Source organism: Ruminiclostridium papyrosolvens DSM 2782 (genome assembly GCF_029318685.1).
In the GTDB taxonomy this organism is placed as follows: Bacteria; Bacillota; Clostridia; order Acetivibrionales; family DSM-1351; genus Ruminiclostridium; species Ruminiclostridium papyrosolvens.
In genome coordinates this window covers 1,456,469-1,481,589 of the sequence record NZ_CP119677.1, presented here as the reverse complement: position 1 = coordinate 1,481,589, position 25,121 = coordinate 1,456,469, and the positions used below count along the sequence as shown (strand labels likewise).

23 protein-coding genes and 2 riboswitches are annotated in these 25,121 nt (G+C 38.3%); of the genes, 2 read left to right on the top strand and 21 right to left on the bottom strand.

Annotated elements, in window-relative coordinates; genetic code table 11:
• Nucleotides 1-39: 39 nt before the first annotated feature.
• Nucleotides 40-612, bottom strand: coding sequence for a xanthine phosphoribosyltransferase (locus P0092_RS06605; RefSeq protein ID WP_004617356.1), 573 nt, complete (start codon nucleotides 610-612; stop codon nucleotides 40-42).
• Nucleotides 613-793: 181 nt separating this feature from the next.
• A riboswitch (purine riboswitch) is annotated at nucleotides 794-895 on the bottom strand.
• 138 nt (nucleotides 896-1,033) lie between these two features.
• Nucleotides 1,034-1,531 (bottom strand): QueT transporter family protein, encoded by a 498-nt coding sequence (locus P0092_RS06600; protein ID WP_004617354.1) that lies wholly within the window; start codon nucleotides 1,529-1,531, stop codon nucleotides 1,034-1,036.
• 319 nt (nucleotides 1,532-1,850) lie between these two features.
• Between P0092_RS06600 and P0092_RS06595 the strand changes: the two genes are divergently transcribed.
• Entirely contained in the window at nucleotides 1,851-3,248 is a 1,398-nt protein-coding gene (locus tag P0092_RS06595; protein WP_004617352.1) for an NAD(P)/FAD-dependent oxidoreductase, read from the top strand.
• Nucleotides 3,249-3,321: 73 nt separating this feature from the next.
• Here the strand turns inward: P0092_RS06595 and P0092_RS06590 are convergent, their stop codons facing one another.
• The 4 genes from P0092_RS06590 to P0092_RS06575 are packed head-to-tail and all read right to left on the bottom strand — an operon-like array spanning nucleotide 3,322 to nucleotide 8,318.
• Nucleotides 3,322-3,843: a peptidylprolyl isomerase gene (locus P0092_RS06590; protein WP_004617350.1), complete on the bottom strand. Its 522-nt coding sequence runs from the start codon at nucleotides 3,841-3,843 to the stop codon at nucleotides 3,322-3,324.
• 39 nt (nucleotides 3,844-3,882) lie between these two features.
• Nucleotides 3,883-4,062 carry a hypothetical protein gene (locus P0092_RS06585; RefSeq protein WP_117407374.1) on the bottom strand — a complete coding sequence of 60 codons (180 nt, stop codon included), beginning with the start codon at nucleotides 4,060-4,062 and terminating at the stop codon, nucleotides 3,883-3,885.
• 47 nt (nucleotides 4,063-4,109) lie between these two features.
• Nucleotides 4,110-6,296 (bottom strand): DNA gyrase/topoisomerase IV subunit A, encoded by a 2,187-nt coding sequence (locus P0092_RS06580; protein ID WP_004617348.1) that lies wholly within the window; start codon nucleotides 6,294-6,296, stop codon nucleotides 4,110-4,112.
• 39 nt (nucleotides 6,297-6,335) lie between these two features.
• Nucleotides 6,336-8,318, bottom strand: coding sequence for a DNA gyrase/topoisomerase IV subunit B (locus P0092_RS06575; protein ID WP_004617347.1), 1,983 nt, complete (start codon nucleotides 8,316-8,318; stop codon nucleotides 6,336-6,338).
• Nucleotides 8,319-8,552: 234 nt separating this feature from the next.
• Between P0092_RS06575 and P0092_RS06570 the strand changes: the two genes are divergently transcribed.
• Nucleotides 8,553-9,140 (top strand): hypothetical protein, encoded by a 588-nt coding sequence (locus P0092_RS06570; protein ID WP_004617346.1) that lies wholly within the window; start codon nucleotides 8,553-8,555, stop codon nucleotides 9,138-9,140.
• A gap of 55 nt (nucleotides 9,141-9,195) precedes the next feature.
• Here the strand turns inward: P0092_RS06570 and P0092_RS06565 are convergent, their stop codons facing one another.
• From P0092_RS06565 to P0092_RS06495, 15 genes are all read right to left on the bottom strand, one after another.
• Nucleotides 9,196-10,092 carry a DUF4097 family beta strand repeat-containing protein gene (locus P0092_RS06565; RefSeq protein WP_004617345.1) on the bottom strand — a complete coding sequence of 299 codons (897 nt, stop codon included), beginning with the start codon at nucleotides 10,090-10,092 and terminating at the stop codon, nucleotides 9,196-9,198.
• 47 nt (nucleotides 10,093-10,139) lie between these two features.
• Nucleotides 10,140-10,664, bottom strand: a complete 525-nt coding sequence (locus P0092_RS06560; RefSeq protein WP_004617344.1) for a folate family ECF transporter S component — start codon at nucleotides 10,662-10,664, stop codon at nucleotides 10,140-10,142.
• An 87-nt stretch (nucleotides 10,665-10,751) separates the two neighbouring features.
• Nucleotides 10,752-10,859: riboswitch (THF riboswitch) on the bottom strand.
• A 120-nt stretch (nucleotides 10,860-10,979) separates the two neighbouring features.
• Complete coding sequence (locus P0092_RS06555; RefSeq protein WP_004617343.1) at nucleotides 10,980-11,540, bottom strand: FMN-binding protein; 561 nt, start codon at nucleotides 11,538-11,540, stop codon at nucleotides 10,980-10,982.
• Between the two features lie 76 nt (nucleotides 11,541-11,616).
• A complete protein-coding gene (locus tag P0092_RS06550; protein ID WP_004617342.1) occupies nucleotides 11,617-11,877 on the bottom strand; it encodes a DUF3243 domain-containing protein in 261 nt (86 codons plus the stop codon).
• Between the two features lie 173 nt (nucleotides 11,878-12,050).
• The gene (locus P0092_RS06545; RefSeq protein ID WP_004617341.1) at nucleotides 12,051-14,003 is read right to left on the bottom strand and encodes an S-layer homology domain-containing protein; all 1,953 of its coding nucleotides are present in this window, start codon (nucleotides 14,001-14,003) and stop codon (nucleotides 12,051-12,053) included.
• A gap of 26 nt (nucleotides 14,004-14,029) precedes the next feature.
• Nucleotides 14,030-15,208, bottom strand: a complete 1,179-nt coding sequence (locus P0092_RS06540) for an ABC transporter permease (protein WP_004617340.1) — start codon at nucleotides 15,206-15,208, stop codon at nucleotides 14,030-14,032.
• Nucleotides 15,209-15,886: an ABC transporter ATP-binding protein gene (locus P0092_RS06535; RefSeq protein ID WP_004617323.1), complete on the bottom strand. Its 678-nt coding sequence runs from the start codon at nucleotides 15,884-15,886 to the stop codon at nucleotides 15,209-15,211.
• 45 nt (nucleotides 15,887-15,931) lie between these two features.
• Nucleotides 15,932-17,869 (bottom strand): beta-barrel domain-containing protein, encoded by a 1,938-nt coding sequence (locus P0092_RS06530; RefSeq protein ID WP_004617322.1) that lies wholly within the window; start codon nucleotides 17,867-17,869, stop codon nucleotides 15,932-15,934.
• Between the two features lie 181 nt (nucleotides 17,870-18,050).
• The gene (locus P0092_RS06525; RefSeq protein WP_004617319.1) at nucleotides 18,051-19,292 is read right to left on the bottom strand and encodes a phenylacetate--CoA ligase family protein; all 1,242 of its coding nucleotides are present in this window, start codon (nucleotides 19,290-19,292) and stop codon (nucleotides 18,051-18,053) included.
• A gap of 76 nt (nucleotides 19,293-19,368) precedes the next feature.
• Nucleotides 19,369-19,830 carry a methylglyoxal synthase gene (locus tag P0092_RS06520; protein WP_004617318.1) on the bottom strand — a complete coding sequence of 154 codons (462 nt, stop codon included), beginning with the start codon at nucleotides 19,828-19,830 and terminating at the stop codon, nucleotides 19,369-19,371.
• Nucleotides 19,831-19,869: 39 nt separating this feature from the next.
• Complete coding sequence (locus P0092_RS06515) at nucleotides 19,870-20,490, bottom strand: indolepyruvate oxidoreductase subunit beta (RefSeq protein ID WP_004617316.1); 621 nt, start codon at nucleotides 20,488-20,490, stop codon at nucleotides 19,870-19,872.
• Nucleotides 20,483-22,276 carry an indolepyruvate ferredoxin oxidoreductase subunit alpha gene (gene iorA, locus P0092_RS06510; RefSeq protein ID WP_004617314.1) on the bottom strand — a complete coding sequence of 598 codons (1,794 nt, stop codon included), beginning with the start codon at nucleotides 22,274-22,276 and terminating at the stop codon, nucleotides 20,483-20,485. Before iorA ends, P0092_RS06515 begins: the two co-directional genes overlap by 8 nt.
• Nucleotides 22,277-22,428: 152 nt before the next feature.
• Nucleotides 22,429-22,677 (bottom strand): hypothetical protein, encoded by a 249-nt coding sequence (locus tag P0092_RS06505; RefSeq protein ID WP_276187109.1) that lies wholly within the window; start codon nucleotides 22,675-22,677, stop codon nucleotides 22,429-22,431.
• Nucleotides 22,678-23,041: 364 nt separating this feature from the next.
• The gene (locus tag P0092_RS06500; RefSeq protein WP_004617311.1) at nucleotides 23,042-23,662 is read right to left on the bottom strand and encodes an ABC transporter ATP-binding protein; all 621 of its coding nucleotides are present in this window, start codon (nucleotides 23,660-23,662) and stop codon (nucleotides 23,042-23,044) included.
• A 10-nt stretch (nucleotides 23,663-23,672) separates the two neighbouring features.
• The gene (locus P0092_RS06495) at nucleotides 23,673-25,121 is read right to left on the bottom strand and encodes an ABC transporter permease (protein ID WP_004617309.1); all 1,449 of its coding nucleotides are present in this window, start codon (nucleotides 25,119-25,121) and stop codon (nucleotides 23,673-23,675) included.

The window sequence follows — 25,121 nt, the reverse complement described above, 5'->3', positions numbered from 1 at the left end:
CAATTCTTTAAGAAACATTAAATAACTATTTTGAAATAACTATTCTGCAAAACTCAGCTTTCCATCTTCCATACTGCTGATAATTGCAAGAGACTTAACATCAAAGCCCTTTTCTCTTAACAATTTTCCGCCGTCCTGAAAGCCTTTCTCGATAGCTATTCCTATGCCGCCAAGTTTAGCTCCTGATTGTTCCACTATATGGGCAAGTCCCAACGCAGCCTTTCCGTTAGCCAGAAAGTCGTCAATTATTAAAATGGTATCTTCTGAATTTAAATAGTTTTTTGAAACCCGAATTGTATAAGTTTTCCCCTTTGTAAAAGAAAAAACTTCACTAAGATAAGCATCACTGTCCAGATTTCTGGACTCTGTTTTCTTTGCGAAAATTACCGGGACATTGAAATACTGTGCTGCAATACATGCAATCCCAATGCCGGATGCTTCTATTGTAAGAATTTTTGTGATATTTTTGTGGGCAAACAGCTTGTAAAATTCCTTGCCCATCTCATTGAAAAGAGCTACATCCATTTGATGATTCAGAAATGAATCAACCTTTAGTATGTCGCTTCCGATTACTCTGCCGTCTTTTAATATCCTCTGTTCTAAGAGTTCCATCTTATCCTCCGGTAATATAAATGTCATTAGTCGCAGTAATATCCATACCTTCACCCAATGATATCAATTCCCACATACGCAAAAGAAGATACCATAAGTATTTAAACATTACGAACTTACATCATAAACCTAAAAAACTCCCAATCAAAGATTGGGAGTTCAAGTCTTATGACAAAGTGCAATGTCTAAGATGAACACCCGTAGCAAAGCCATTTACGGCGGCTTCGTAGAAACTGTCGGACCATATTACCGAAAATATACGGGATACTTTTCCTTAAACTAATTTTATATTTTAAAAAATAAAAAATCAATTATTTGGAAAATATCTGTATTTAAATTTTAAATAATCAAAACTAATAGTATTTCGACAAAATTATTTTATCTTAGACAAAAGAAAAAATCAAGACAAATGTGAACATTTTTAAGAAATGTCTTTAAAAAGTTCGTTTAATTTTCTTGTTCTCTCAATAAGTAGCAATAACGGAAATCCAAGGACATAGCAAGCCAGTATCTGTCCAAGACCCACTGATAAAATAGTCGCAAATAAGGGTAAATTGTTTAGTACACTAAGCATGATTCCAACTGATACAGCATTTATCACAACTGCAGGCAAAGGCGCCAACCATTTCCGCTTGGGCTTGTTATAGGTCAATTTATAAGTAAGGTAAGCTGCAAGCAAGGACGAAAGACTACCTATAACTACATCCCATATTCCGTTTCCTCCCAATATATTAGCCAGAATACAACCTACGAACAATCCGGGTATAGCTACAGGGGTAAAATACGGCAATACCGTAAGTGCTTCAGCAAGCCTGCTTTGCATGGGCTGAAAACTTGTAATGTAAAAAAGCATTGTAAGAACTAAATACACAGCTGCTATCATTGCTGCTACAGTTAATCTTCTGATATTTCTATTCATTTTAACCTCCATGGCCGTGACAGGGTTCCTAAAAAAGCCTTTATACAAAACAAAATACTGCCCTGCAATTATGCAGGCAGCGTCGCCATAGTTTTGTTTTTAGACAGGATGGTCACGAACTGTCTTTTTATTTTGTGTAAAGTATATCACTTTTAATAATGTATTTCAAACATATAATTCTAAAGTTACATAATAATAAATTTCCATTTACTATTCATTTTATGTAATGTATAATGTATAATTTGGGTAGACAATCTACCAGCTACCATACTTTATTTATGTGAAATTTAAATTGACATTTTGTATATGGAGGGTTTACATGAGCAATTCAATGTACGACGTTGTAATAATCGGTTGTGGTATCTCCGGTATATTTGCCGGATATGAACTGACAAAACAAAATCCCCAACTCAAGGTAGTAATGATTGAACAGGGACATGATATTACTAAAAGAACCTGCCCGATTGTTGCTAATAGGACAAAGGACTGCATACGCTGTAAAACATGTGATATAATGCGTGGTTTCGGTGGTGCGGGAGCATATTCCGACGGTAAATTCAACTTTACAACTGCTTTCGGCGGCTGGCTGAATGATTATCTGCCCGATGACGAAGTTATGAAACTAATAAACTATGTTGACAATGTTAATGTTGAATTTGGAGCTACAAAGGAAATGTTCTCCACATATACTGACGAAGCAAAGGCTATAGAAAAGAGAGCATTGGAAAATGACCTTCATCTTTTGCAGGCATCAGTAAAGCACCTTGGTACAGAAAACAATCTTGAAATACTTAAGAGACTGTACATTTATCTTCTGGAACGTCTGGAACTCAGGTGTAATACGCAGGTTCTGAACATTGAGCCTTGCAAGGACGGCGGCTATGCCGTAGAGTTACATGACGGACAAATCATTAACTGTAAGTATCTTATTGCTGCACCCGGAAGATCCGGCGCTGAGTGGTTTTCACAGCAATGTAAAAGGTTAAAGCTTGACCTTATTAATAATCAGGTTGATATCGGAGTGAGAGTTGAACTGCCTGCCAAGGTATTTGAGCACATTACCGATGTTGTATACGAATCCAAGCTTGTATACAGGACAAAACAATATGGTGACCTTGTGCGTACCTTCTGTATGAATCCTTATGGTCATGTTGTTTCAGAGAATGTTGACGGAATCGTAACAGTTAACGGACACAGCTATACCGACCCAAAATTGAGAAGTGAAAATACAAACTTTGCGCTTCTGGTAAGCAACAGGTTTACTTCCCCCTTTAATGAGCCTTACCAATACGGCAAGAGAATTGCTTCCCTTTCAAATATGCTTGGAGGAGGAGTGCTGGTACAGAGGTTCGGAGATTTAATCAAGGGTGCGAGAACAAACCCTCACAGACTGGGACAAAGCTTTACTCACCCGACGTTAAACGCAACACCGGGAGATTTGAGCCTTGTATTAACCAAGAGACATCTGGACAATATCATTGAGATGATTTATGCTCTTGATAAAATTGCTCCCGGTACAGCAAATTATGATACACTTCTTTACGGTGTGGAAGTTAAATTCTACAGTTCAAGACTTCAACTGACTAATGAACTTGAAACCAAGCTCCCGAATATGTTTGCCATAGGCGACGGAGCCGGTATAACAAGAGGTCTTTCACAAGCAAGTGCCAGCGGAGTTCTGGCAGCTAGAACTATTATAAACAGAATCAATTCTTAATATATAAATCAAAAGCACTTTGTGTCAGTCAATTAATAAGACCTGATACAAAGTGCTTTTTTTATTGAATAGTTTATACTTTTTCAGGTTCAGGGTAATCTACTCCAAAAGTATCAACAGTAACCAGCTTCATTACCTGTGGCTCTTTTGGTTTGTCATTGTAGTCAGTCTTTACACTCACTATCCTGTCAGCTTCTTCAATTCCCTCTATAACCTTACCAAATGCAGCGTATTGACCGTCAAGGTGAGGTGCTTTTTCAACCATTACAAAGAACTGTGAGCCTGCCGAATCGGGTACCATTGTTCTTGCCATTGAAAGGACTCCCTTGTCGTGCTTTAAGTCATTCTTAAATCCGTTTGATGAAAATTCTCCCTTAATGCTGTAATCAGGGCCACCCGCTCCTGTTCCTTCCGGGTCTCCTCCCTGTATCATAAAGCCGGGAATTACTCTGTGAAATATAACTCCATTATAAAAACCTTTATTTATAAGAGAAATAAAGTTATTAACGGTATTGGGAGCAATTTCAGGATACAGTTCTGCCTTCATAATATTCCCGTTTTCCATTTCAAATGTAACAATAGGATTTTTGTTCATAGTCAGTATTCCTTCCAAAATATATATTTTTTGCTATACTTATTTTATAGTTTTATCAACTGTTGTCAAGTATATTCTTTGGTGCCATAATTCCAGACTGTTCTTTATAAGATAAGCCAGATACCTGGCGCCTGATGCTGCCAGTATGAATATGAAAATCATCTGAAAATCCCGGTACCTGTATTGAATTTCGATAATGGAGTAAACTGCAAAATTCAACGTGTAATAAAAAAGTACCTGACAAATTGTCAGATACTATATATATATTATACTAAATCCAAACTCATCTGCTTTTCAGTCTTGTCTTCTTCTTTAATGTAACAACCTATTGCCGGAATATTTTTCGTCCTATAGTAATCAATATTAGATAATACCTTTTCATCCAATGTTTTTATGCCTGTCATAATACTACCTTTTTTAGAAGTAAGAATCTGAACTCCCTGTGAATTTTTTGTTGTTTTAACACCAATACTTTCTGTATTAAACACCAGCATCTTGTTAATGCTGCTTATGGCAATCAACTCAATATCCTCAGTTGCAAAAAACATTCTTATTAGTGGTGAACCATTGTAGTAAGCATTCGCAAGCTTTTTCCTGTTTGTCTTGGTGGCATACCCTGACAAATCAATTTTAGCACCCTTCCCGTTTTCATAGAAAAACAGCATATAACCTTCGTAATTATCCGTTGCAGTAATATATATTATTTTTTCATCACTGTCCAGACCAAGAAGATTTGTAAGATATTCTCCCAAACTGCTTGCCTTACAGTCCGGTATTTCATAAATCTTTGATTTATAAACGTTAAATTTATTGGTAAACAGGAGTAAATCAGCCTTATTATGTGTCTCTATTTCCTGAACTATTGTATCTTCATCCTTTAACTTATGCTCAGGATTTGCCCTCAAAGAAACCAATGGTATCTTTTTAAGGTAGTTTTGCTCAGTAAGAAATATCTTTAAATTGTAGTCTTCTATGAAATGTTCTGTGGTGATTTCTTCCACCTGCTCATCACTAATGATTTCGGTACGCCTTGGTTTACCGAACTTTTTAGCTATCTCACTAAGCTGCTTTTGGATAATCTTTTTTACTTTCTTATGGTTCCCGTGGGTATCCTTTAGTTCTGCTATCTCCTTTATGAGGCTGTCCGTCTCGCCTACCCTGTTGAGTATATATTCCTTGTTAAGGTTCCTCAGCTTGATTTCCGCTATGTACTCAGCCTGTATCTGGTCTATATCAAAGCCGGATATCAGGTTCGGTACAACCATAACTTCCTGTTCAGTCTTTCTAATAATTTCAATTGCCTTGTCAATGTCTAAAAGTATCTTTTTGAGACCCATTAACAAATGTAGCTTGTCGCTCTTTTTTTGTATATCATATAATATCTGACGTTTTATACAGTCAACTCTGAAAGACAGCCACTCATTCAGAATAGTCCTGACACCCATTACTCTCGGTCTGCCGTTTATAAGAATGTTGAAATTACAGTTAAAGCTGTCCTGTAATGGTGTAAGCTTGAAAAGTTTTTTCATAAGCATATCCGGGTCAGTATTCTTTCTGAGGTCAAGAGTCAGTTTCAGACCGCTTAAATCAGTTTCATCCCTTACATCAGTTATTTCCTTGATTTTACCACCCTTTATCAGCTCTATAATCTGGTCAATAATAGCTTCCACCGTTGTTGTATAAGGTATTTCTACAATTTCAATGCAATTGTTTTTGTTATCGTAATTATATTTTGCACGAACCTTGAAGCTCCCTCTTCCGTTGTTGTATATATCCCTTATTTCCTTTGCAGAATATATCAGCTGGCCTCCCGAGGAAAAATCAGGGGCTTGAAGATAATCTTCGATAACAATATTTTCATCATCAATAAGTGCGGATGTTGTTTTACATATTTCTTCAAGATTGAAACTGCATATATTACTGGCCATTCCAACAGCTATACCCTGATTTGAATTCACCAGAATACTTGGAAAAGTAGTTGGCAATAAAACAGGCTCTTTCATTGTTCCATCATAATTGTCAACAAAATCAACTGTGTTTTTATCAATATCTTTAAAAATTTCTTCACATAGCTTATCAAGCTTAGCTTCAGTATACCTTGGTGCTGCAAACTTCATATCCCTTGAATATTGCTTTCCGAAATTTCCTTTTGAATCTATAAATGGATGAAGCAAAGCATTATTACCCCTGGTCATTCTCACCATTGTCTCATAAATAGCCATATCTCCATGGGGATTCAGTTTCATGGTTTGTCCTACAATGTTGGAAGACTTGGTTTTTGCTCCTGCCAAAAGTGACATCTTATACATTGTATAAAGAAGCTTCCTGTGTGAAGGTTTAAAACCGTCGATTTCAGGTATAGCTCTGGAGACTATAACACTCATCGCATAAGGCATATAGTTACTTTCCAGAGTATCTGTAATATTTTGTTCAACCAGATTTTTATGAGTCATTTTTTGCCTCTTTCCTTTATTCCGATATATTTAAAGTGGTTAGCTGACATCTATCATATCAAGATATTTGCTGCCATTATCCTCTATAAACTGTTTTCTGCCTGCCAGATTGTCTCCTAAAAGCACATCAAACATCATAGTAGTTTTTTCAACGTCACTTGGCATTACCTTTATCAGCCTTCTTGAAGCAGGGTTCATAGTTGTCTGCCACATCATTTCCGGCTCATTTTCTCCAAGTCCTTTTGAACGCTGAATTGTATATTTACTGTCTTTGAGCTTTGCCAGAATTTCTGCCTTTTCCTTCTCCGTATACGCAAAGTAAGCTTTGTTCTTACAGGTTATTTCAAACAGAGGTGACTCGGCTATAAACACTTTTCCTTCTGTTAATAGCGTAGGCACAAGTCTGTAAAGCATTGTCAATATAAGAGTTCTTATTTGGAAACCGTCCACATCTGCATCAGTACATATAATTACCTTGTCCCACCTGAGATTTGCCATGTCGAAGGTATTTAAATCCTTGTTATGCTTTGATTTTATTTCTACACCGCAGCCAAGTACCTTGAGAAGGTCTACAATTATTTCATTTTTGAATATGCTGTCATACTCAGCTTTAAGACAGTTGAGTATTTTTCCTCTTACAGGCATGATTGCCTGAAATTCAGCATCTCTGCCCAGTTTACAAGCTCCCAGTGCAGAATCTCCCTCAACTATATAGATTTCTCTTTTGGTTATGTCTTTTGTACGACAGTCAACAAATTTCTTTACCCTGTTGGAAATATCTACATTACCGCTAAGTTTCTTTTTTATATTTATTCTAGTCTTTTCAGCAGTTTCCCTGCTCCTTTTGTTAACCAGAATCTGCTCTATTATTTTATCACTCTCAAATTTATTTTCTATAAAATATATTTCCAGTTGCTGCTTGAAGAAGTCCGTCATAGCTTCCTGAATAAACTTGTTGGTTATGGATTTCTTTGTCTGGTTCTCATAACTGGTTATTGTTGAAAAAGAATTAACCACCAAAATAAGACTGTCCTCAATGTCCGCAAAGGTTATTTTTGATTCGTCCTTATTATACTTTCCTCTTGCCTTTATCCCTTTGTCAATTTCGTATATTAATGCATTTTTTACAGCTTTGTCAGGAGCGCCACCATATTCAAGAAAGCTTGAATTATGATAGTATTCCAAAAGGTTGGTTTGATTGTTAAAACAGAAGGCTATCTGCATTTTAACCTTGTATTCCGGCTTGTCTTCTCTGTCCCTGCCCTTTGTAGAACCTTCATAGTATTGAATTTCGGTAAATCCTGTTTCTTTTGTTATTTCCTTTACATAGTCAACTATTCCGTTTTCATAGAGGTATATAAAGGTTTCCCCTGATTCTTCATCTTTTAAAATAAATTTAAGTCCTGCATTAACTACCGCCTGTTTTTTTAATACAGTCTGAAAATGCTCCAGAGGGATATGTATTTCAGTGAAAACATCTATATCCGGTCTCCATTTTTGAATGGTTGACGTTTTATCATATTTACATTTCTCTTTTTTCAGGCCTCCCACATTTTCACCCTTTTCAAAGTGAAGGTCGTACCTGTATCCGTCACGGAAAACAGTAACATCAAAATATTCAGAACTGTATTGGGTTGCACATGCTCCAAGTCCGTTTAGGCCAAGACTGTACTCATAATTTTCACCGGAGTTATTCTGATACTTTCCTCCTGCATACAGTTCACAATAAACCAGCTCCCAATTGAAGCGTTCCTCTTTTGTGTTGTAATCTACAGGCAAACCTCTTCCCCAGTCCTGAATCATTATTGATTTGTCTGCAAACCTTGTAACCTCTATTACATTTCCATGGCCTTCTCTTGCCTCATCTATTGAGTTTGACAAAATTTCAAAGAAAGAATGTTCACAGCCGTCCAACCCATCCGAGCCGAATATAACGCCCGGGCGAAGTCTTACTCTGTCAGCCCCTTTGAGCGATGAAATACTCTCATTCCCATATTCATTCTTTCTACTATCCTTTGTCATTTGTAAAACCTCCATAAAATACTTGTATAATCATCCACCTAAACATTATTTATCAAACTTGTGTTCTCTGTCAAGTGTTATAAACTAACTTTAAAGCTGTACGATGTATTATACCGACAAAAAAATAAAATATTTATGACAAGAATCAAACTTTATAATATAATAATTTTACGGGTATAATTGGTACAATTTTCCGTAACTTTTAAAAGCAAATTGAAGTCGGAGGAAGATAATATGAAATTAAGAATAACTGATAAAGACCTTGCGGAACTTACAGTTGAGCAAAAGCAAAATCTCTGTGATTTATGGATGCCTCAGGCATACGATGTTGCAGTTGCCAGTGTTTGTGTAGACGCCGCCGAGGAAAAATACAATCAGATTACATTTGTTATCGGGGGACTCAACATATCCAAACGTAATGACATTATTCTCTATGATATGAAGTTTTTGCCTGATAATATCTTCACAATGCCGGATGAAAATAATTCTGAAAGCGATGCAGATACTGATACAGAACATCATGATGATAGTCTGAATGATGATTTTGCAGAGGATTTCTCTATAGATGAAGATTTCAGTTTTGAACTTCAAAGACCTGAATCCTTTAACAAAGAGGATTGTCTTCCTCTGCTGGATATAGGACAAATGATTGATATTCTTGAGCGCAAAAATTTTGGAGATTGCGATTTTTCCCTGTCAGTTGCATTTGATGACAAAACCTTTGATATGGGAAAAGTTTCTTCTTTATCTGAAATGTATTCCGGTGATAATAATTGCGAGCTATGTGATATTTTATGGCATTCGCTAAAGGCAGTCTTATAACAAAATATATAAAGCCGTTCATACCTTTTATTTAATGTTATGAACGGCTTTTATTTTATTTTTTCTCGACCTCTGTGTTTCCAACACCTGTACTTAGCTCAACCTCCGGACCGCCTCCGTTTATGTCTCCGTTAAAACTATTATTGACTTTCTTATCTGAATCTACAAAAAATCCGGATAAATGTCCAAGACCTGTTTCTGCATTAAGAGACATTTTTGTATTCTCAGGTACTTTAAATCTAACATTTCCAACTCCTGTTGAAGCATTAAATGTAGTAACTTTCTCTATATTTCCGTCAAAATCTACATTGCCCGTGCCAGTTTCCAGAGTTATTTCTCCTGTAGCAGAAACATTATCAAGGTCAATGTTTCCTGCACCGGTATTGGCAGTTATCATGACAGATACGTCTTTGATATCAATATTACCTGCTCCGGTCTCTGCGTTTATTTCCTTTAAGCCCTCCGGAACCGATACAATATAATTCACACTGCACTTCAAAAGGCTTAATTCGTGCTTATTCCAGTCCCAAAAATTCTCACCGTCTTTTGTCTCTAATACAACATTCAAGCTTTTCCCATCTCTTTCCAAACGCAAGTTAGCACTGCGGAATGCATCTTTTATTTTTTGCGAAGATACTCCTCTAATCTTTTTTTGAACTTCCACAACGAGGTTGGTATCGTCAGACTTTTTAACTGTTATGTTTCCAGCACTATTGCTAATGGTAAGCACTTCTCCTGTTCCAACTTTTTCAGTGATTTTATTGTTGCCCTCTACAGTTCCACTTCCACTGGTTTCTTCAGAAGCAACATCCCCACCCTTACTATCAACTTCTTGATTTGCCTTGAATATAGTATAATCCTTACCGTTTATCCTGACACCACAGCCTGCTGTAAGAATAAGCATACTAACAACTGATATAATTGCTATAGATGAAAAAAACTTTTTATTCAAATTCCTCAACTCCTAAATATTCATTTATAATAAATACGTATTTACTTTTAAAAAGTCTTATTGAATGATAAAGTACTTTTCACTGTAGATTCAATTGCATGCCATACATAATAAATAAAAATGGTTTGTATTGGCAGCATTATTAAGTCTTTTACAACTCTGGCACTTAATATGGCAAATGCTGCCTTGTTTGTTATAATAACCAGCCAAACTGTATTAAGTACAAGGGATGTTGAAATTATTACTGTAAGAACTGCAAAAAAGCATCTTTTTATTGTTATCTTCTTTTGATATAGGATTACCCCGTACAAGAATCCCGATACAAAAGCGCTTAATGTGAAGCCCGGGAAGTAGGCTCCTCCTGTTGAGAAAATCAGCATACCGAAAATATCAGCTATTGCAGCTACTACACCTGCCATATAGGGTCCAAGTATAATTGCCGATAAAGCCAGCGGAATAAAATCCAATGATATTCTGATAATTGGAGTCTGAATAGATAAAAATCTTGTAGTGATAATTTCAATGGCAATGAAAAGACTTGCCAAAACCATTTTTTTGACGTTTGCATACATTATGTATACCTCCTTTTTATGTGTGGACTAAATAAAAAGCCCCTAAAAATAGTTGAAGCCACACAAAAGAGGTATTCCCTTTTTGGTGGCAGCGGAATGCGAAATCTGTACCGCAAACAATAAAAGCTATTGCTTTTCGTCCGAAAGGCAACTTCCCGTCCTTCCGGCACTTGACGCACAAAAATCTACTCTGCCAGTTTTTATGGTCTTATTTTAACTCCATTTAATATAAAAATGCAATATGCATAATTATACAATAATCCCATAAAAAAATCCGGGAATATATACATGTTTATATTCCCGGATTTTTTTGATTTATTTCTTTGCTTTATCAAGTGCTCTCTGTGCTGCAATTGTCCAATTCTTTGTTGTTGTTGTTGCACTTGCAATTGTGTCAACCTGTGCACTTTGTTTTTGAACCATATTCTTTGCCATTGTTTCTTTAAATTCTTTAAGATTAGGGTACTGTTTTCCATTATGAACCTTACCGTCAAACAAACTATAGTCAACTTCAGCCTTTCCATCCTTGGTTAATCTTTTCAGTGATACGTCGGAAATTTTTCCGTTCTTAACAGTTACCATAGCTTCTTCCTGTCCATTTTCCCATGCATCACCTTTTGCAGAATAGGTTCCATCCTTATAGCTTCCTGCCTGTGCTGACTTTGAAGGAGTGGCTGTTGACGCTGATGGAGATGACTTTCCGGGGGATGTTTGAGCAGAGGATGTAGATGTAGATGTACTAGGTGATGATGTTGTTGGTGTCTTTACAGTCGGTGATGGTGATGTTGTTGAAGGCCCCGGAGTTCCTGCCTTATTACACGCTGCCATACTTAAAATTAAACCTAATGTTATAACTAATGCAAAAATCTTTTTCATAAAAAGTTTCCTCCTATATTGTTTGTAATTTATATATAATCCTTTTGTTTAGGATCATAAGGCTTTTAAAATAAGCTTAATCATCACTTTTTACCAATTTTACAATCATATTGGCAAGAGTCTTTTTTTCTTCATCATCTCCTACTTTCCAGAGTTCTTTCAAAACTCGTTGATGAACATTGTTTGGATCTGCAACTGCATTAAGTACGTTCCCGACTCTATATGCAATACCGTCAACTGTCCTCTCCGACATGCCTGCTGCCTCTGCTGTATTCACTACCTTTCCCAGGCTGGATTTCCATTTCTCCCATTCAGAAGTACCTGAATCAGAATTCATTTTTTCACCTCCAAGCTGTTGTTGATATTATTATTAGTAAAATCAGCAAATTTATACAATTTTTCCATGGAAAATTTTTTTCTCATTTCTGAGTTAAAAAAGATGTAACCCTTAGCCATAACTGCTAAGGGTTACATCTTCCGCCTTCAATATTCTTATTATTTTTTATGAAGCTATTTCATACTTATAACTATTGTCTGAACCTTTCCACCATTGTTGAGAGGTCTGTCACAGTAAAGCTTAACTGAGGTATAGGCGGCGTTTGTCCCGGTGACTATATCAGCTACTTTTTTTACGGAAATGTCTCCTGCGTAATCTACTAAATACACCGTCATTTCAGGATTGAACATATAAACCCAGTTATTAATCATAATGCGCTTGCTGTCTAAAGCCTGAACAAACCAGCCCAAAGCATCAGGGTCTTTAATTTGTACAAAAGAATTTATACTGTTATTATACATTTTCATTTTGAATATTGCTCCGACAGTGGCTCCCGGTATTTCAGCCTGCGTTGTATATGTATATTTATTTGAACCTGATAATAACGTGTAGGTATATGAATTTACTCTTCCGTCAGGGACTTGTATTTTCTGAACTACACAGTTTTTATACTGTTCCTCAAAGACATCGTTTATAAGCATGATATTTACATCAGAAAAATCACCGCTATTTCCTATATACTGTACCTTTCCGGCTCTGAGTATTCCGTTTGGAATATCGTTTATATTTACAAGTCTCACTGTAGAATCAGTGTAATTAAATATTTTTATGTTATCCGCAGCATAGCTCTGATTAATTTTCTTTTCATATTTATCAAACATAACCTCTGTTGGAGTCATATAATTAAGGCTCATCAGTGTTATTGTATCGTCTGTAACAGCTGAATATTTTACCAGCCTCCATTTGTATTGCCCCGGGTCCTCTTTTACCTTAAAGGTCTTTGTAGTACCATCTATAAGCATTAAATCCACCGTATAATAAAGTTTCCCGTAGTCCGCTGCATCTTTTGATACAACAGTTGAGGTGTTTTGAACAAATGCATAGTCCTTATTGTCGGAATTGTCGGTATAATACCCTTCAATTATTTTTCCATCATACCCCAAGACTACGGATACTGTGTCGCCCACCTTAAAAGCTCCCTTTGAAGAATTGAATCTGCTCAGGTTTGCGTAATCTCCAAGCTGATATTCTATACTGTTTATTTTTATGGATTTGGGCGCATATTTGCTTGGCAGAATGCTTGTAATCTGTCCGTCAACTTTGTTGTCTACAACAAGGTAATAAATAAGTATATTCAGCTTGTTATATACGGGATAGACAACGTCCTTATCCTTTATATCGTTTATAGTTATGGATTCTCCTACAGTATTCGCTGCAGGAGTAACTGAATTGTTTACAGTGTTTTTTAGTATAGGTAAGCTTGTATTAAAAGTTATACTTCCCAGCTTCTTTGTGCTTGGCCTAAAATTAAATGCAATTTCAGGTTTTCCATATGTAAGGTTGCTCTGGTCGTCAACCAAACCTATGGAATCTTTTAGGGTTTTATCTTCATCTCCTGAGTTTACCCTCTTTATGTATGTATTCATCATTCTGTCAACAATTACTATTGCGGTAGTTATAGGAACTGAGTCCCCGCTTTTCAAGGCAAAGTCTTTTGTGATACCAAGGTTTGTCGCTTTTTCTATATATCCTCCGGGCCATCCTCCTGCAATGTCGCTGTCTGTGTATCCCAAAGCCCTGATAACAGCAGTACATATTTGAGCCATTGTAAGTGCATTATTGGGTCTGAAGCTTCCGTCTGCCAATGCGGACATGTAGCCCTTTTTAATGGCTGCATTTATATATCCGCAGTAAGCTGATTGTGCAGATACATCGGCAAAGGTTGATGAGCCTGCAAGTGATTTGGCCATATCATTATTTCCTGTAGCTGTTACTATTATTTTTGAGAATATTGCTCTTGACATATTCCCCGTTGTCTTAAAATCCGAATTAGTGATTACTCCCAATGATTTAAGTTCATTTAATGAATCCTTCCATACAGTCTGGGAAGGTGTATTGGCTGCAAATGCAATTGTTGATAAAGCTATAATTAAAGCCAGTGTTAATGCCAGTATCTTTTTGAACATTTTTTAACCTCCTGTTAAGTTTACTTCTATTCAAATCTAAGTGCCTCTATGGGGTTAAGCCTTGCAGCTTTGTATGCGGGAAACATACCGAATATAACACCCACACCCAGCGATATTCCAAAGGAAAGCAGCATCCAGAAAGGTGAATATACCGGAGTGGTTATATTGAATCCTCCAATTATAAACCGTATGCAGAACAACCCGATTAAAATCCCCAAGACACCGCCAATTCCTGTTATCATAATTGCCTCAATTAAAAACTGTATCAGAATATTTTTACGCTTGGCACCTATTGCTTTTCTAATACCTATCTCTCTGGTTCTTTCCGTAACCGAAACCAACATTATGTTCATGATTCCGATTCCACCTACTATAAGTGAAATGGCTGCAATACCGCCAAGAACCACCATAAGTGTATCCGTTATTGAATTCAGAGTGGACAGCATCTGTGCTTGATTAGTTACCGTAAATGCATCTGCACTGCCGTAAATTCCTGTTAAGTATACATTGAGCTTCGCCATGGCAGTTTCTACAGAAACAGCGTCTGCAGCCTGTACCGTAAAGTTGGATATTCTGCCGTTTTTGCTTAATCTTTGTGCAACCGTAACCGGAATGATTACCTGATCATCACTAGATGAATCATGTCCTCCGTCAATCTGTTGGAGTACACCTACTACTTTGAACACCTGTCCGTTTATTTTCAGTGTCTGACCTACAGGATTCTGTCCCGTAAACAGGTCATTGGCAACCGCAGTTCCTATTACTGCGGTTTTCAGCTTGTAATCATTGTCAAAGGATAAAATAAAACGTCCTGACTGTACGTGTCTGCTCCTTATATACTCATACTCTTCACTTGTTCCAACCACCGTTGTATTTCTGCTTTTTGTCCCCGCCTTCAATGTCATACTGCCGTTTACTACAGGAGCTATCATACTGATATCCTTTGAATTTTCATCTGCAAAAGTTTTAAGTTCGTCATAGGTTATATTTCTGTTGCTGTTTCTTCCTGTAATATTTATTGATATAAGGTTACTGCCCAGTCCTTCAATTGAATCCGTTATACTTTTAGTACTTCCCTGAGCAAATGCCACAGCGGTTATAACGGAGCCCACACCTATTATTACTCCCAACATTGTAAGAAATGCTCTTACCTTATTGCCTGATATACTTTTCAAAGCCATTTTATAGGCTTGAAAAAAACCCATCTACACCGCCTCCTTATCCTCGGTAATCATGCCATCCTGAATATTAATAATTCTTTGAGCCTGAGCAGCTACATTGTTATCATGGGTTATCAGTACAATTGTATTTCCCTTTTTATGAAGTTCGTGTAAGGTCTTCATAATTTCCATACCTGATTTAGTATCCAGGTTTCCGGTAGGTTCATCTGCCAGAATTAGGGGTGGATTGCTTACAAGTGCACGTGCTATTGCGACTCTTTGCTGCTGACCTCCTGACAATTCATTCGGTGTGTGGTAAATTCTATCTCCCAATCCCACCAGTTCTAACGCTTCTACACTTCTTCTATGCCTTTCCTTGTGGCCTATACCCTGATAGATTAATGGAAGTTCCACATTTTCAATAGCCGTAAGCTTTTTCAGAAGGTTAAAGCCCTGAAAAATAAAGCCTATTTTTTTATTTCTTATTTCAGCAAGCTGGCTGTCGTTTAACTTGCTGACCTCATGCCCGTCTAAAACATAATTTCCGGTTGTAGGTACATCCAGACATCCCAGCATATTCATCAAGGTAGACTTTCCTGACCCGGACGGTCCCACAATAGCAACAAATTCGTGCTTATAAATATGCAGTGAGACATTATTCAGTGCGTAAATGGAATTATCTCCCATGTTATATATTTTACACATATCAGATATTTGTATCATTACTTTTTAGCCTCCAATGCCTGCATTAACAGGCCGGTTTTTTGTCTAGTTTCCTCCCATGGGTTGTTTGCTGCCGGAATTACCTCCGGATTTATTTGCTCCTGGATTATTACCGGATACATTGCCTCCTGAATTACTTGTTCCTGAATTTCCGCTGCCTGAAGTTCTGCCTGTGCTTCTGTTGCTGCTTCCGCCTCCGAAGTTTCCGCCCATAGAACGGTTCATGCCTCCCATACCGCTGAAGCCTCCAATACCAAAACCTCCCTGTGTGTTGGTATTTCCGTTAGCAGTACTTGTTACTAAGGGAGGAAGCACAACTGTTTCTCCTTCTTCAAGTCCGCTCACTACTTCAACAAATTCGTCATTATTCAGCCCTACTTCTATTTGTTTCATGACAGTGTCCTTATAATACTCCTGATTCTGAGTAAATCCTGCCGACATTCTGGCTCTTCCATTGCTCTCCGAACCGGTTTTATTACTGCTGCGGTCAAAGCCTCCCGCACCACTCCTATATCCCCCGGAGGCACTGCTTTCAGAGTCAGACTGGCCTTCTTCACCATTTGATATTACTCTCACATAGGACCTGTCTCCCATTTTAGTTACCGCTTCGAGGGGAATTCTAAGTGCATTATCCGATTTGTTCAGAATAATATTTGCATTAGCATTCATTCCTGCCAGCAGGTTCTCGGTTTCGTTTATTTTTATAGTAACATTGTAGGTAGCCACTCCATTTGATGAAGTACCTTCCATTGCTCTGCTAATGACTTCACCGTCAAGAGGTTGTTTGGTTGTTTCCGGCAGTGCATCTACTGTGACGGTTGCCTTTTGTCCAACTTTAATTTTTGATATATCAAGTTCATCTATAGGAATAACAAACTGCATTTGATTGAAGTCACGTAAACTAATAAGGGTATCTCCGGATTTTACACTATCTCCCGTTTTATATGTCAGTGCCGTAACGGTACCATCTATGGATGAAAGAATTTTATAGTCTTCCAGCTGCTTTTGTGCGGCATCCAGTTGATTTTGGAGATCCTGCATCTTGAGACTGTCAGTTTTGAAGGTCAATTGCAATTGGTCATTTTCAATTCTTACCAGTAAGTCACCTTTTTTAACAAACTGATTTTCTTTAACATTTACTGCTGACAAAGAGCCCTGTGCCTGTGCTTTCACTGTTTCTCTGCTCGCATAGGAAAATCTGCTTTCCTCTTTTGAACTTACCTCTGTACCATTAGTAAGTTTGAAATCAACACTGCTGGCCATTGATTCATCTGTCAATGTTCCCGGATTATTTACCGTAACTGTCACATCTCTTACCATTCCTCCTGTAGCTGCAGTATGAGTGTTATCACCGATTTCTGTAACTACACCGCTTATGGTATCTGTAAATTGCTGTAGATTAACCTTGACCGACTGTCCAATTTTTACAAAAGGAATATTTGCCGTACTTAACGGAACTGATAACTTAAGCTTTGATGTATCTGTAATCGTAAAAAGACTCATTCCGTTGTTTACATTGTCACCTTTTACTGCTGAGACGCCGGTTACCTTACCGCTAAAGGGTGCAGTCACCGACATATTTGAGTAGTTTTTTGAAGTATTGCTTTCGCTCAACTGCTGCTGTTCAATAGAATTCTGGATTTTCTGAATCTGAAGCTTTGCGTCTGTATCATCCATTTCATAAAGGAGATCACCCTTTTTTACGGTGTCCCCTACTTTTTTGTAGGACTTGATTATTTTGCCCTGAACATTTGACATAACATCTGATGTACTGGCAGACTCAATTGTTCCTGATCCAGAAAGACTTACTTCCATATTACCCCTTGTTACTTGGGTCATCCTTTTTGCCGATGCTGTTGTACTCTTTGATTCCCTTTGTTTTACTACAAGGAATATACCCACTGCCACAGCCAAAACGACCATCAGTGATATTACAAGTGTAATAATTTTTTTACGACTCCACTTTATAGTACCTTTCCCCATTAAATCCACCTCTTCAAAATAAGTAAAATACATAAATCTTTTACTAAAATACTATTAAATTTTTATGTTTTCCCTGTGTTTGAATTGTGAACAATCTGTAAATGGTTGAGAACATAAAAATAGCAAAAAAAGACAGCCTGCTTATTTAAGCAAACTGCCTCTTGTGTTCTATATAATTTATTTAGCTATGCCTGTAGTCAATAATTCTCTTACTCTTTTTTTCGCTTCTGGGAAGGCTGCCAATGCGACTTGCCTCGGCTATAATATGTATTCCGATTCTTTTCTTAAATAAGTCAACGATGTTGGATTCGATTTCCTCACGCTCCGTATCGCCGTCGGAATTATATTCAACCTTGAGTGTCATAACATCCTTTCCATTCAAATGGTCAATAATAATCTGGTACTCACTGCTTGCTCCGTCAACATCCTTTAATATTTCGTCAATCTGTCCGGGATAGATATTGACTCCCTTTACCTTAACCATATCATCAGTACGACCAATAATTCTGTCAATACGCGGATACTCCATACCACACTTGCATTCACCCGGAATAATTCTGGTCAAATCTCTTGTTCTGTATCTAAGCAGCGGTGCGCCTTCTTTTCTGAGAGTGGTTATTACCAACTCGCCAACCTCTCCTACCGGAAGAACCTCCTCGGTTACAGGGTCAATTATCTCAAAGTAAAGGTAATCATCGTAATAATGCATTCCGTCATGGCAAGGACAATCTATGGCTATACCAGGTCCATAAATCTCTGTAAGCCCGTAAATATCATAAATATCAATGTTAAGCTCATTTTTGATACGCTGTCTCATTTTTTCTCCCCAACGTTCTGAGCCTATGATGCCTTTCCTTAAATGAATATCAGAGCCTATTCCTCTTTTTTCAACCTCTTCCGCCAGTACAAGTGCATATGATGATGTTCCGATAATAACAGTTGATTTCAAGTCCATCATCATCTGGAGCTGTTTATCTGTATTGCCGGGTCCCATGGGAACAGCCATTGCACCAAGTTTTTCTGCACCTGCCTGAAAGCCTATACCCGCTGTCCAAAGTCCATAGCCGGGAGTAATCTGTACCCTGTCAAGGGGGGTTACTCCTGCTATGCTAAAGCTTCTTGACATCATTTCTGCCCAGTCTGAAACATCCTGAGCTGTGTACGGTATTATTATCGGCTTGCCTGTGGTTCCTGATGACGAATGTATCCTGACAATCTGTTCATCGGGTACGGACTGTAATCCCAGTGGATAAGCATCTCTAAGCTCTTCCTTAACTGTAAAAGGAAGATTTTTTATCTCTTCAAGGGACTTTATATCATCAATGTTTACACCGCTTTTTTGAAATTTATCCTTATAAAAAGGACTGTTTTGACTTATGTTTACCAGTAATTTTTTTAATAAATCAAACTGGTCTATTCTCATCTAGCTCATCTCTTCTCTTTATTATTTTTCTTTATTATACAAATTTTTGCATTTAATGTCTATGGCTTTGATAAAATCAGAGCCCTCCGAAATGTTCCTTCCTCAAGCGACTGTAGTAATCCACTACATTCCTTTCATAGTCGTCTTCCATCAGGTTTGAGGTCAGGAGAAAATCAGCAGTTGACTGATTCATTGCAACCGGAATATCATACAAAACGGCTATTCTAAGCAATGCCTTTACATCAGGATCATGTGGCTGTGAAGTAAGGGGATCCCAGAAGAATATCATAAAGTCCACTTCACCATTGGCAATGCACGCACCTATCTGTTGATCGCCTCCAAGAGGTCCGCTTTTAAATTTCTTAACCGGCAAACCTGTTTTTTCGGTAATCATTTTTGCTGTTGTACCCGTACCACATAAAAAATGTCTGCAAAGTATGTCTGACTTGCTTTTTGCCCAGCTAATCAAGTCTTCTTTTCTGTTATCGTGTGCTATTAATGCTATGTGTTTCTGCTTGCCAAGTTTGTTTGTGCTCATGGTCTTATCCCCCTGTAATTGTACGTTTAGTAGTGTCATTTATGTTATGTGGTTTTTAGGCCTTTTTATTAGTTCAACAGTTGCTTCATATCCCATTTCAAAAGCCTTCTGGTTCAGTTCTCTGAATTTTGCGGGAACATTCTTAACGATGGCAGCTTGCATTATTTCTCTTGTAAAGGGCATTTTACCTACTGCTGTGGCAGCTCCAAGTAAAACTACATTTACAGCCTTTACATTACCTGCTTTTTCTGCCAAAGAATACCCATCTATAAAATAGACTTCCTGTGAATTATCTTTAATATATTTGATTATTTCCTCATTATCATAATTAGAGTTTCCAAGAGACGCCGACACAGGCTTTATAACCTGTGTATTAACAATACAACAGCCTTCTTTTGAAAGTCTCGGAATACTGCGTGCTGCTTCTGCGAGCTCAAAGGCAATAATCATATTTGCTCCATACAACGGGATTACAGAGCCGGATTTATGGCTGTCTATACGTACATGACTGACAACGCAGCCACCTCTTTGAGACATACCTATTGTTTCAGCAGTTCTTGCAAAACAGCCCTGATTGATAGCTGCCGCAGCAATAAGCCTTGAAGCAAGTACTGTTCCCTGTCCTCCGACACCTGAAATCAATATATCAAATTTACTCATTTTCTTCACCTCCTATGGCATTAAAGGGACATACATTTGTACATAACCCGCAGCCGTAGCAAAGGGAAGGCTCTATATTGACTTTGCCATCAATAAATGATATGGCAGGACATCCAATATCAGTAATACATTTTTTGCAATTTTTACAATTGTCTTTAATAGTGTATTTTACAGGCGGCTTAAATAGAGCAATACAAGGAGCTTCAAAGATTACCGCTGAAGGGCCTTGGTATTCTGCCGCTTTTTTGATTATTTCTACGGCACTGCCGAAATCAAGTGGATTTCCTTTGACGATGTGGCCTACACCACAGGCTTTCACCATTGTGTAGATATCTATTTTTTCAGATATATTGTTCATCATTGTTTTGCCCGTTCCCGGATGGGGCTGATGACCTGTCATAGCGGTAGTACTGTTATCCAATATAACCACTGTAATATCGGTATTGTTATATACGGCATTTACAATGCCCGGTATTCCGGTATGGAAGAATGTGGAGTCGCCAATAAAAGCTATATGCTTTGCATCAGGTTGGGCTCTTTTAATTCCTTGTGCCACTGTAATGCCGGCACCCATACAAAGACAAGTATCTACCATATCCAAAGGTTTTGCATTTCCGAGAGTATAACAGCCTATATCGCCGGTAAACACTGCCTTTTGGCCTTTCATTGCCATTTTGACAGCATAGAAAGAAGCTCTGTGAGGGCATCCTGCACAAAGTACGGGCTGTCTGACAGGAAGTTCGGGAGCTAATGTATTTTCAATTTTTTCTGTTTTTATATTGAGATATTTTGCAAGTGCCTCGCAGACTAATTCAAAAGTATACTCTCCTGCAAATGGCAGATGCCCGGTCTTTTTACCAAGTATTCTGGTTTTCTGCTGTTTTGAGGCACAAAGCATGGCCATTTCCTCTTCAACAACAGGGTCAAGCTCTTCGAATACAAGAACTTCGTCCAATCCTTCGAGGAAGCAGGATGCAGTCTCCTGAGGCAATGGATAAGGAGTTCCAACTTTAAACAGCTTTACATTGGCATTTAATTTTTCAATTGCCTCTACCACATACGAATACGCAACTCCTGATGCAGCAACACCAGTTTTTACATCTTTTCCCTCAACCTTGTTGAAACTGATGCTGGAAAATATATCACTTAGCTTATGTTGAAGTTCTTCAATATGAATATGCTTTTTGTAAGCAAGGCTCGGAAATATAACCCATCTGGGGTCTTTCACAAAACCCTCAATTTTATGTTCAAGTCTTTTATCATCTACATCTATAGTTGCACAGGAATGACATATCCTTGTAGTAGGTCTCAAAAATACAGGAAGCTCCACCATTTCTGACAATTCAAAAGCATACTGAATCATTTCATATGCTTCTTCAGGTGTTGAGGGGTCAAGCACAGGAAGATTGGAGTATCTTGCAAAATGCCTTGTATCCTGCTCAGTCTGAGATGAAAAAGGCCCCGGGTCATCAGCAACAAGTACTACCATGCCTCCCTTTACGCCAATATATGCCAGACTCATGAGGGGATCAGACGCAACGTTCAATCCAACCTGCTTCATAGTTACCATGGTTCTGGCACCGGAATATGCTGCACCCGCAGCTACTTCCATTGCAGACTTTTCATTTACAGACCATTCAATATATATATCTCCCGGATTATTACGGGCTACTGTTTCAAGCACCTCTGTAGAAGGGGTTCCGGGGTACCCTGTTACAATATTTACCCCTGCTCTTATAGCACCAAGGGCTATGGCCTCGTTACCCATAAGTAGTTTTTCAGACATTTTACCTCCCCTGAGCCCAAAAGGCTCAAAAACTAGTTTGTTAGAAAAATTATATCACATATCCTGCGGAATTCGCAAAAATTCGTCAAATATCCTCTTAAAATTTCGCAACAAAAGAGATTTCTGTCTTTAACGTTATGTACACAAAATGTCTATTCCACTGCATCGATTCCCCATATGGCTTCCAGACATCGTTTATTATTAATAATTTTCAAATCCTCCGGCCTATAATGGAAAGCAATTTCATTATGCAGATAAGCCAGCTTATACCAGAAAATAGCTGAAACCATATCATTTTTTTGTAAAAAATTGAATCCCAGCCGGCAGCAAAATTCAGGACGGGCAGCACCGTATCTGAAAGAGCTTATAGCTGCATCCAACTCTAATTCGTAATCTCCCAAAGAATAATAACAGTCAGCCAGTTTGCTACAGCTTGAAATGTTGTCCTTTACCCACCCCTTGCCCGTGGAAAGAAATAATTTGTAGTACTTGCCGCCTCAATATATCTGCCATGATCCATAAGCTCGGTTAGAACATCCCTTGTCAGCTTCTCAATGTTCTGAAAGTTCTTGAAAACTGCATCTTATTGTCATAATCCTCCCGCATATGGTGGTAGTCCATATGTGAGATTTCTCCGTCTTTCCAGTCCTGCCAAACCGCTTGTTTAAGCGGCTTTTAGAGCAGGCGGAGAGCGACAGCACGACGTTTTTTCTTTTTAGCCATGGTGTGTCAAATAGTACTATATATGGTGTACAGACAGCAAGCTCAAGTACGGGTTTTCATGTGAATAGCCGCATCAGCTTCCTTTGCCAATTCCTTGTTATGCGTTACAACAATAACGCATTTATTTTCTTCGTGGGCAATACGTTTCAAAAGATCAATTACATCCCACGCAGTGGCATCATCGAGATTTCCGGTGGGTTCGTCTGCCAACAATAGCTTGGCCTCACTGGCCAATGCACGAGCTATGGCAACTCGTTGTTGTTGGCCTCCGGATAGCTGTAAGACATTTCGCTTCCAAAACTCTTTTCCAATGCCGATGGTGCCAAGCAATGTTTCAGGATTCCCCTTACCACCGAGTTTTACATTTTCTATAGGAGTGAGGTAATCAATTAGGTTGTAGTTTTGAAATACCAACGAACTGTGATACTTACGATGAGCAGTAAGCCCTTTAGAAGTAATCGGTTTACCATCATAGAGAATTTGTCCCTTGATGGGAACATCCAACCCTGCCAGCAGGGATAAGAGAGTTGTCTTGCCTGCGCCGCTCGGCCCGAGGATCGCATACATTTTCCCGCAATCGAAGCCGTAGTTTACATTATCAAGAATCAAAGCCTCTTTATTTGACTTATAATAATAGGACACATTTTTTGCTTCTAAAATCATAATTTCCTCCTTAACTCAATTCGCTCAATATATCTTTGGGCTTTTTACGCAAGATGCTTATTCCTGCGATTCCAACAGATGCGCCAACTAATGAAATCATGCCCAACCCGCAGAAGACCATCATTTCATCTGTAACTGCAACATTTACGCCAACTACGGTTTGCTCCGATTCTCTATATTCCGTTAACACCTTGCCCGCGTTCATGTCTTTTTGCATTTGTGCTTGTTCTATTTGATGTGTAACCAAATAGTTAGCCGCGACTTCCGTTATTACCGGCGCACAGGCAAAGGAGATTGCAAAAGACAAAAACGTAATAATCAGAGCTTCCACAAAAAGCTGTCCTAAAATATTGACCTTTTTACAACCAAGCGCGAGCAAAACACCAATTTCATGGTTTCTGTTCTTCACCCAAAAGACAAAGATTAAAAAGAGAATCACTAGGCCCGCAACAAAGGTAATGACAATAAGCAAAGTGCTAATTTTTGCCAAGTCATTAAAATTGGAGGACACTGTAGACATATTGCCGTTGCGGTCAATCAAATCGTATCGCTCCCAGTCCATGTTTATCTTTTCAACAGCAGTCTTTACGCTATCATATAAATCAACATCCCCAATTTTGAAATAAGCATGTTCAAATAATGGATCATTCTCGTATCCCTCTGCCTTTTCAGGGAAACGTAAATCCGTGAAAATAATATTTTCTGAACGGTAAGTATCCCCACTCATTTTGGGGGAAATCAACTGTTTGGTTTTATATATCCCGATAACCGTCGCTTCATATATGTTGGTATTTTTTGGGTCACGGCGGTTTTTAAACTGTAAAGCATCGCCCACAGAAATAGAATTGGCTTTCGCCAACTGCTCGGAAATAACGCATACATTCTGATCGTCCGCCTCAACCATGCGCCCGCTCTTAATACTTACATTGCCGGAAAGCACGTTGAAGTCAAGCGCCATCCTCCTGTTACCTATGAGTGAAACACAGCCAATATCAGCATGTTGATCCACATCCGCAGCCTCAATTCGCTCGAAATTTTCGGGCAAAACCGGAGTAATAACGGTTGTGATATTATAATCTGCTATCCCCGGCACAACGGCTATTTTTTTTATGTCATTCATTTGCAAGGAATCAAAAGAGTTATCTGTCCACGATGACCATTGCGGACCCCTAGCGGTGCTAATAATTTTCTGGTGTACTCCTCCGTAAGAGCCTTCGCCGTTCTTATCAAAATGCTCAGACGCCTCCTTGATTCGTTTAAAGCGATTTCGCTCATTAGCGTCTAAGCGTAAACCAGCGCCTATTGCTTGTCGAGTATTGTCCTGTGTTTGCACACTGGCGTTTCTGCTAGCCATTCCACATAATATAAGCAAGCTGATGGTTACGATAACCAATAGCAAAAGCAAGGTTTTGATTGGCTTGCGAATTACGCTACGCCAAGCTCTCTGCATACTGTTCAT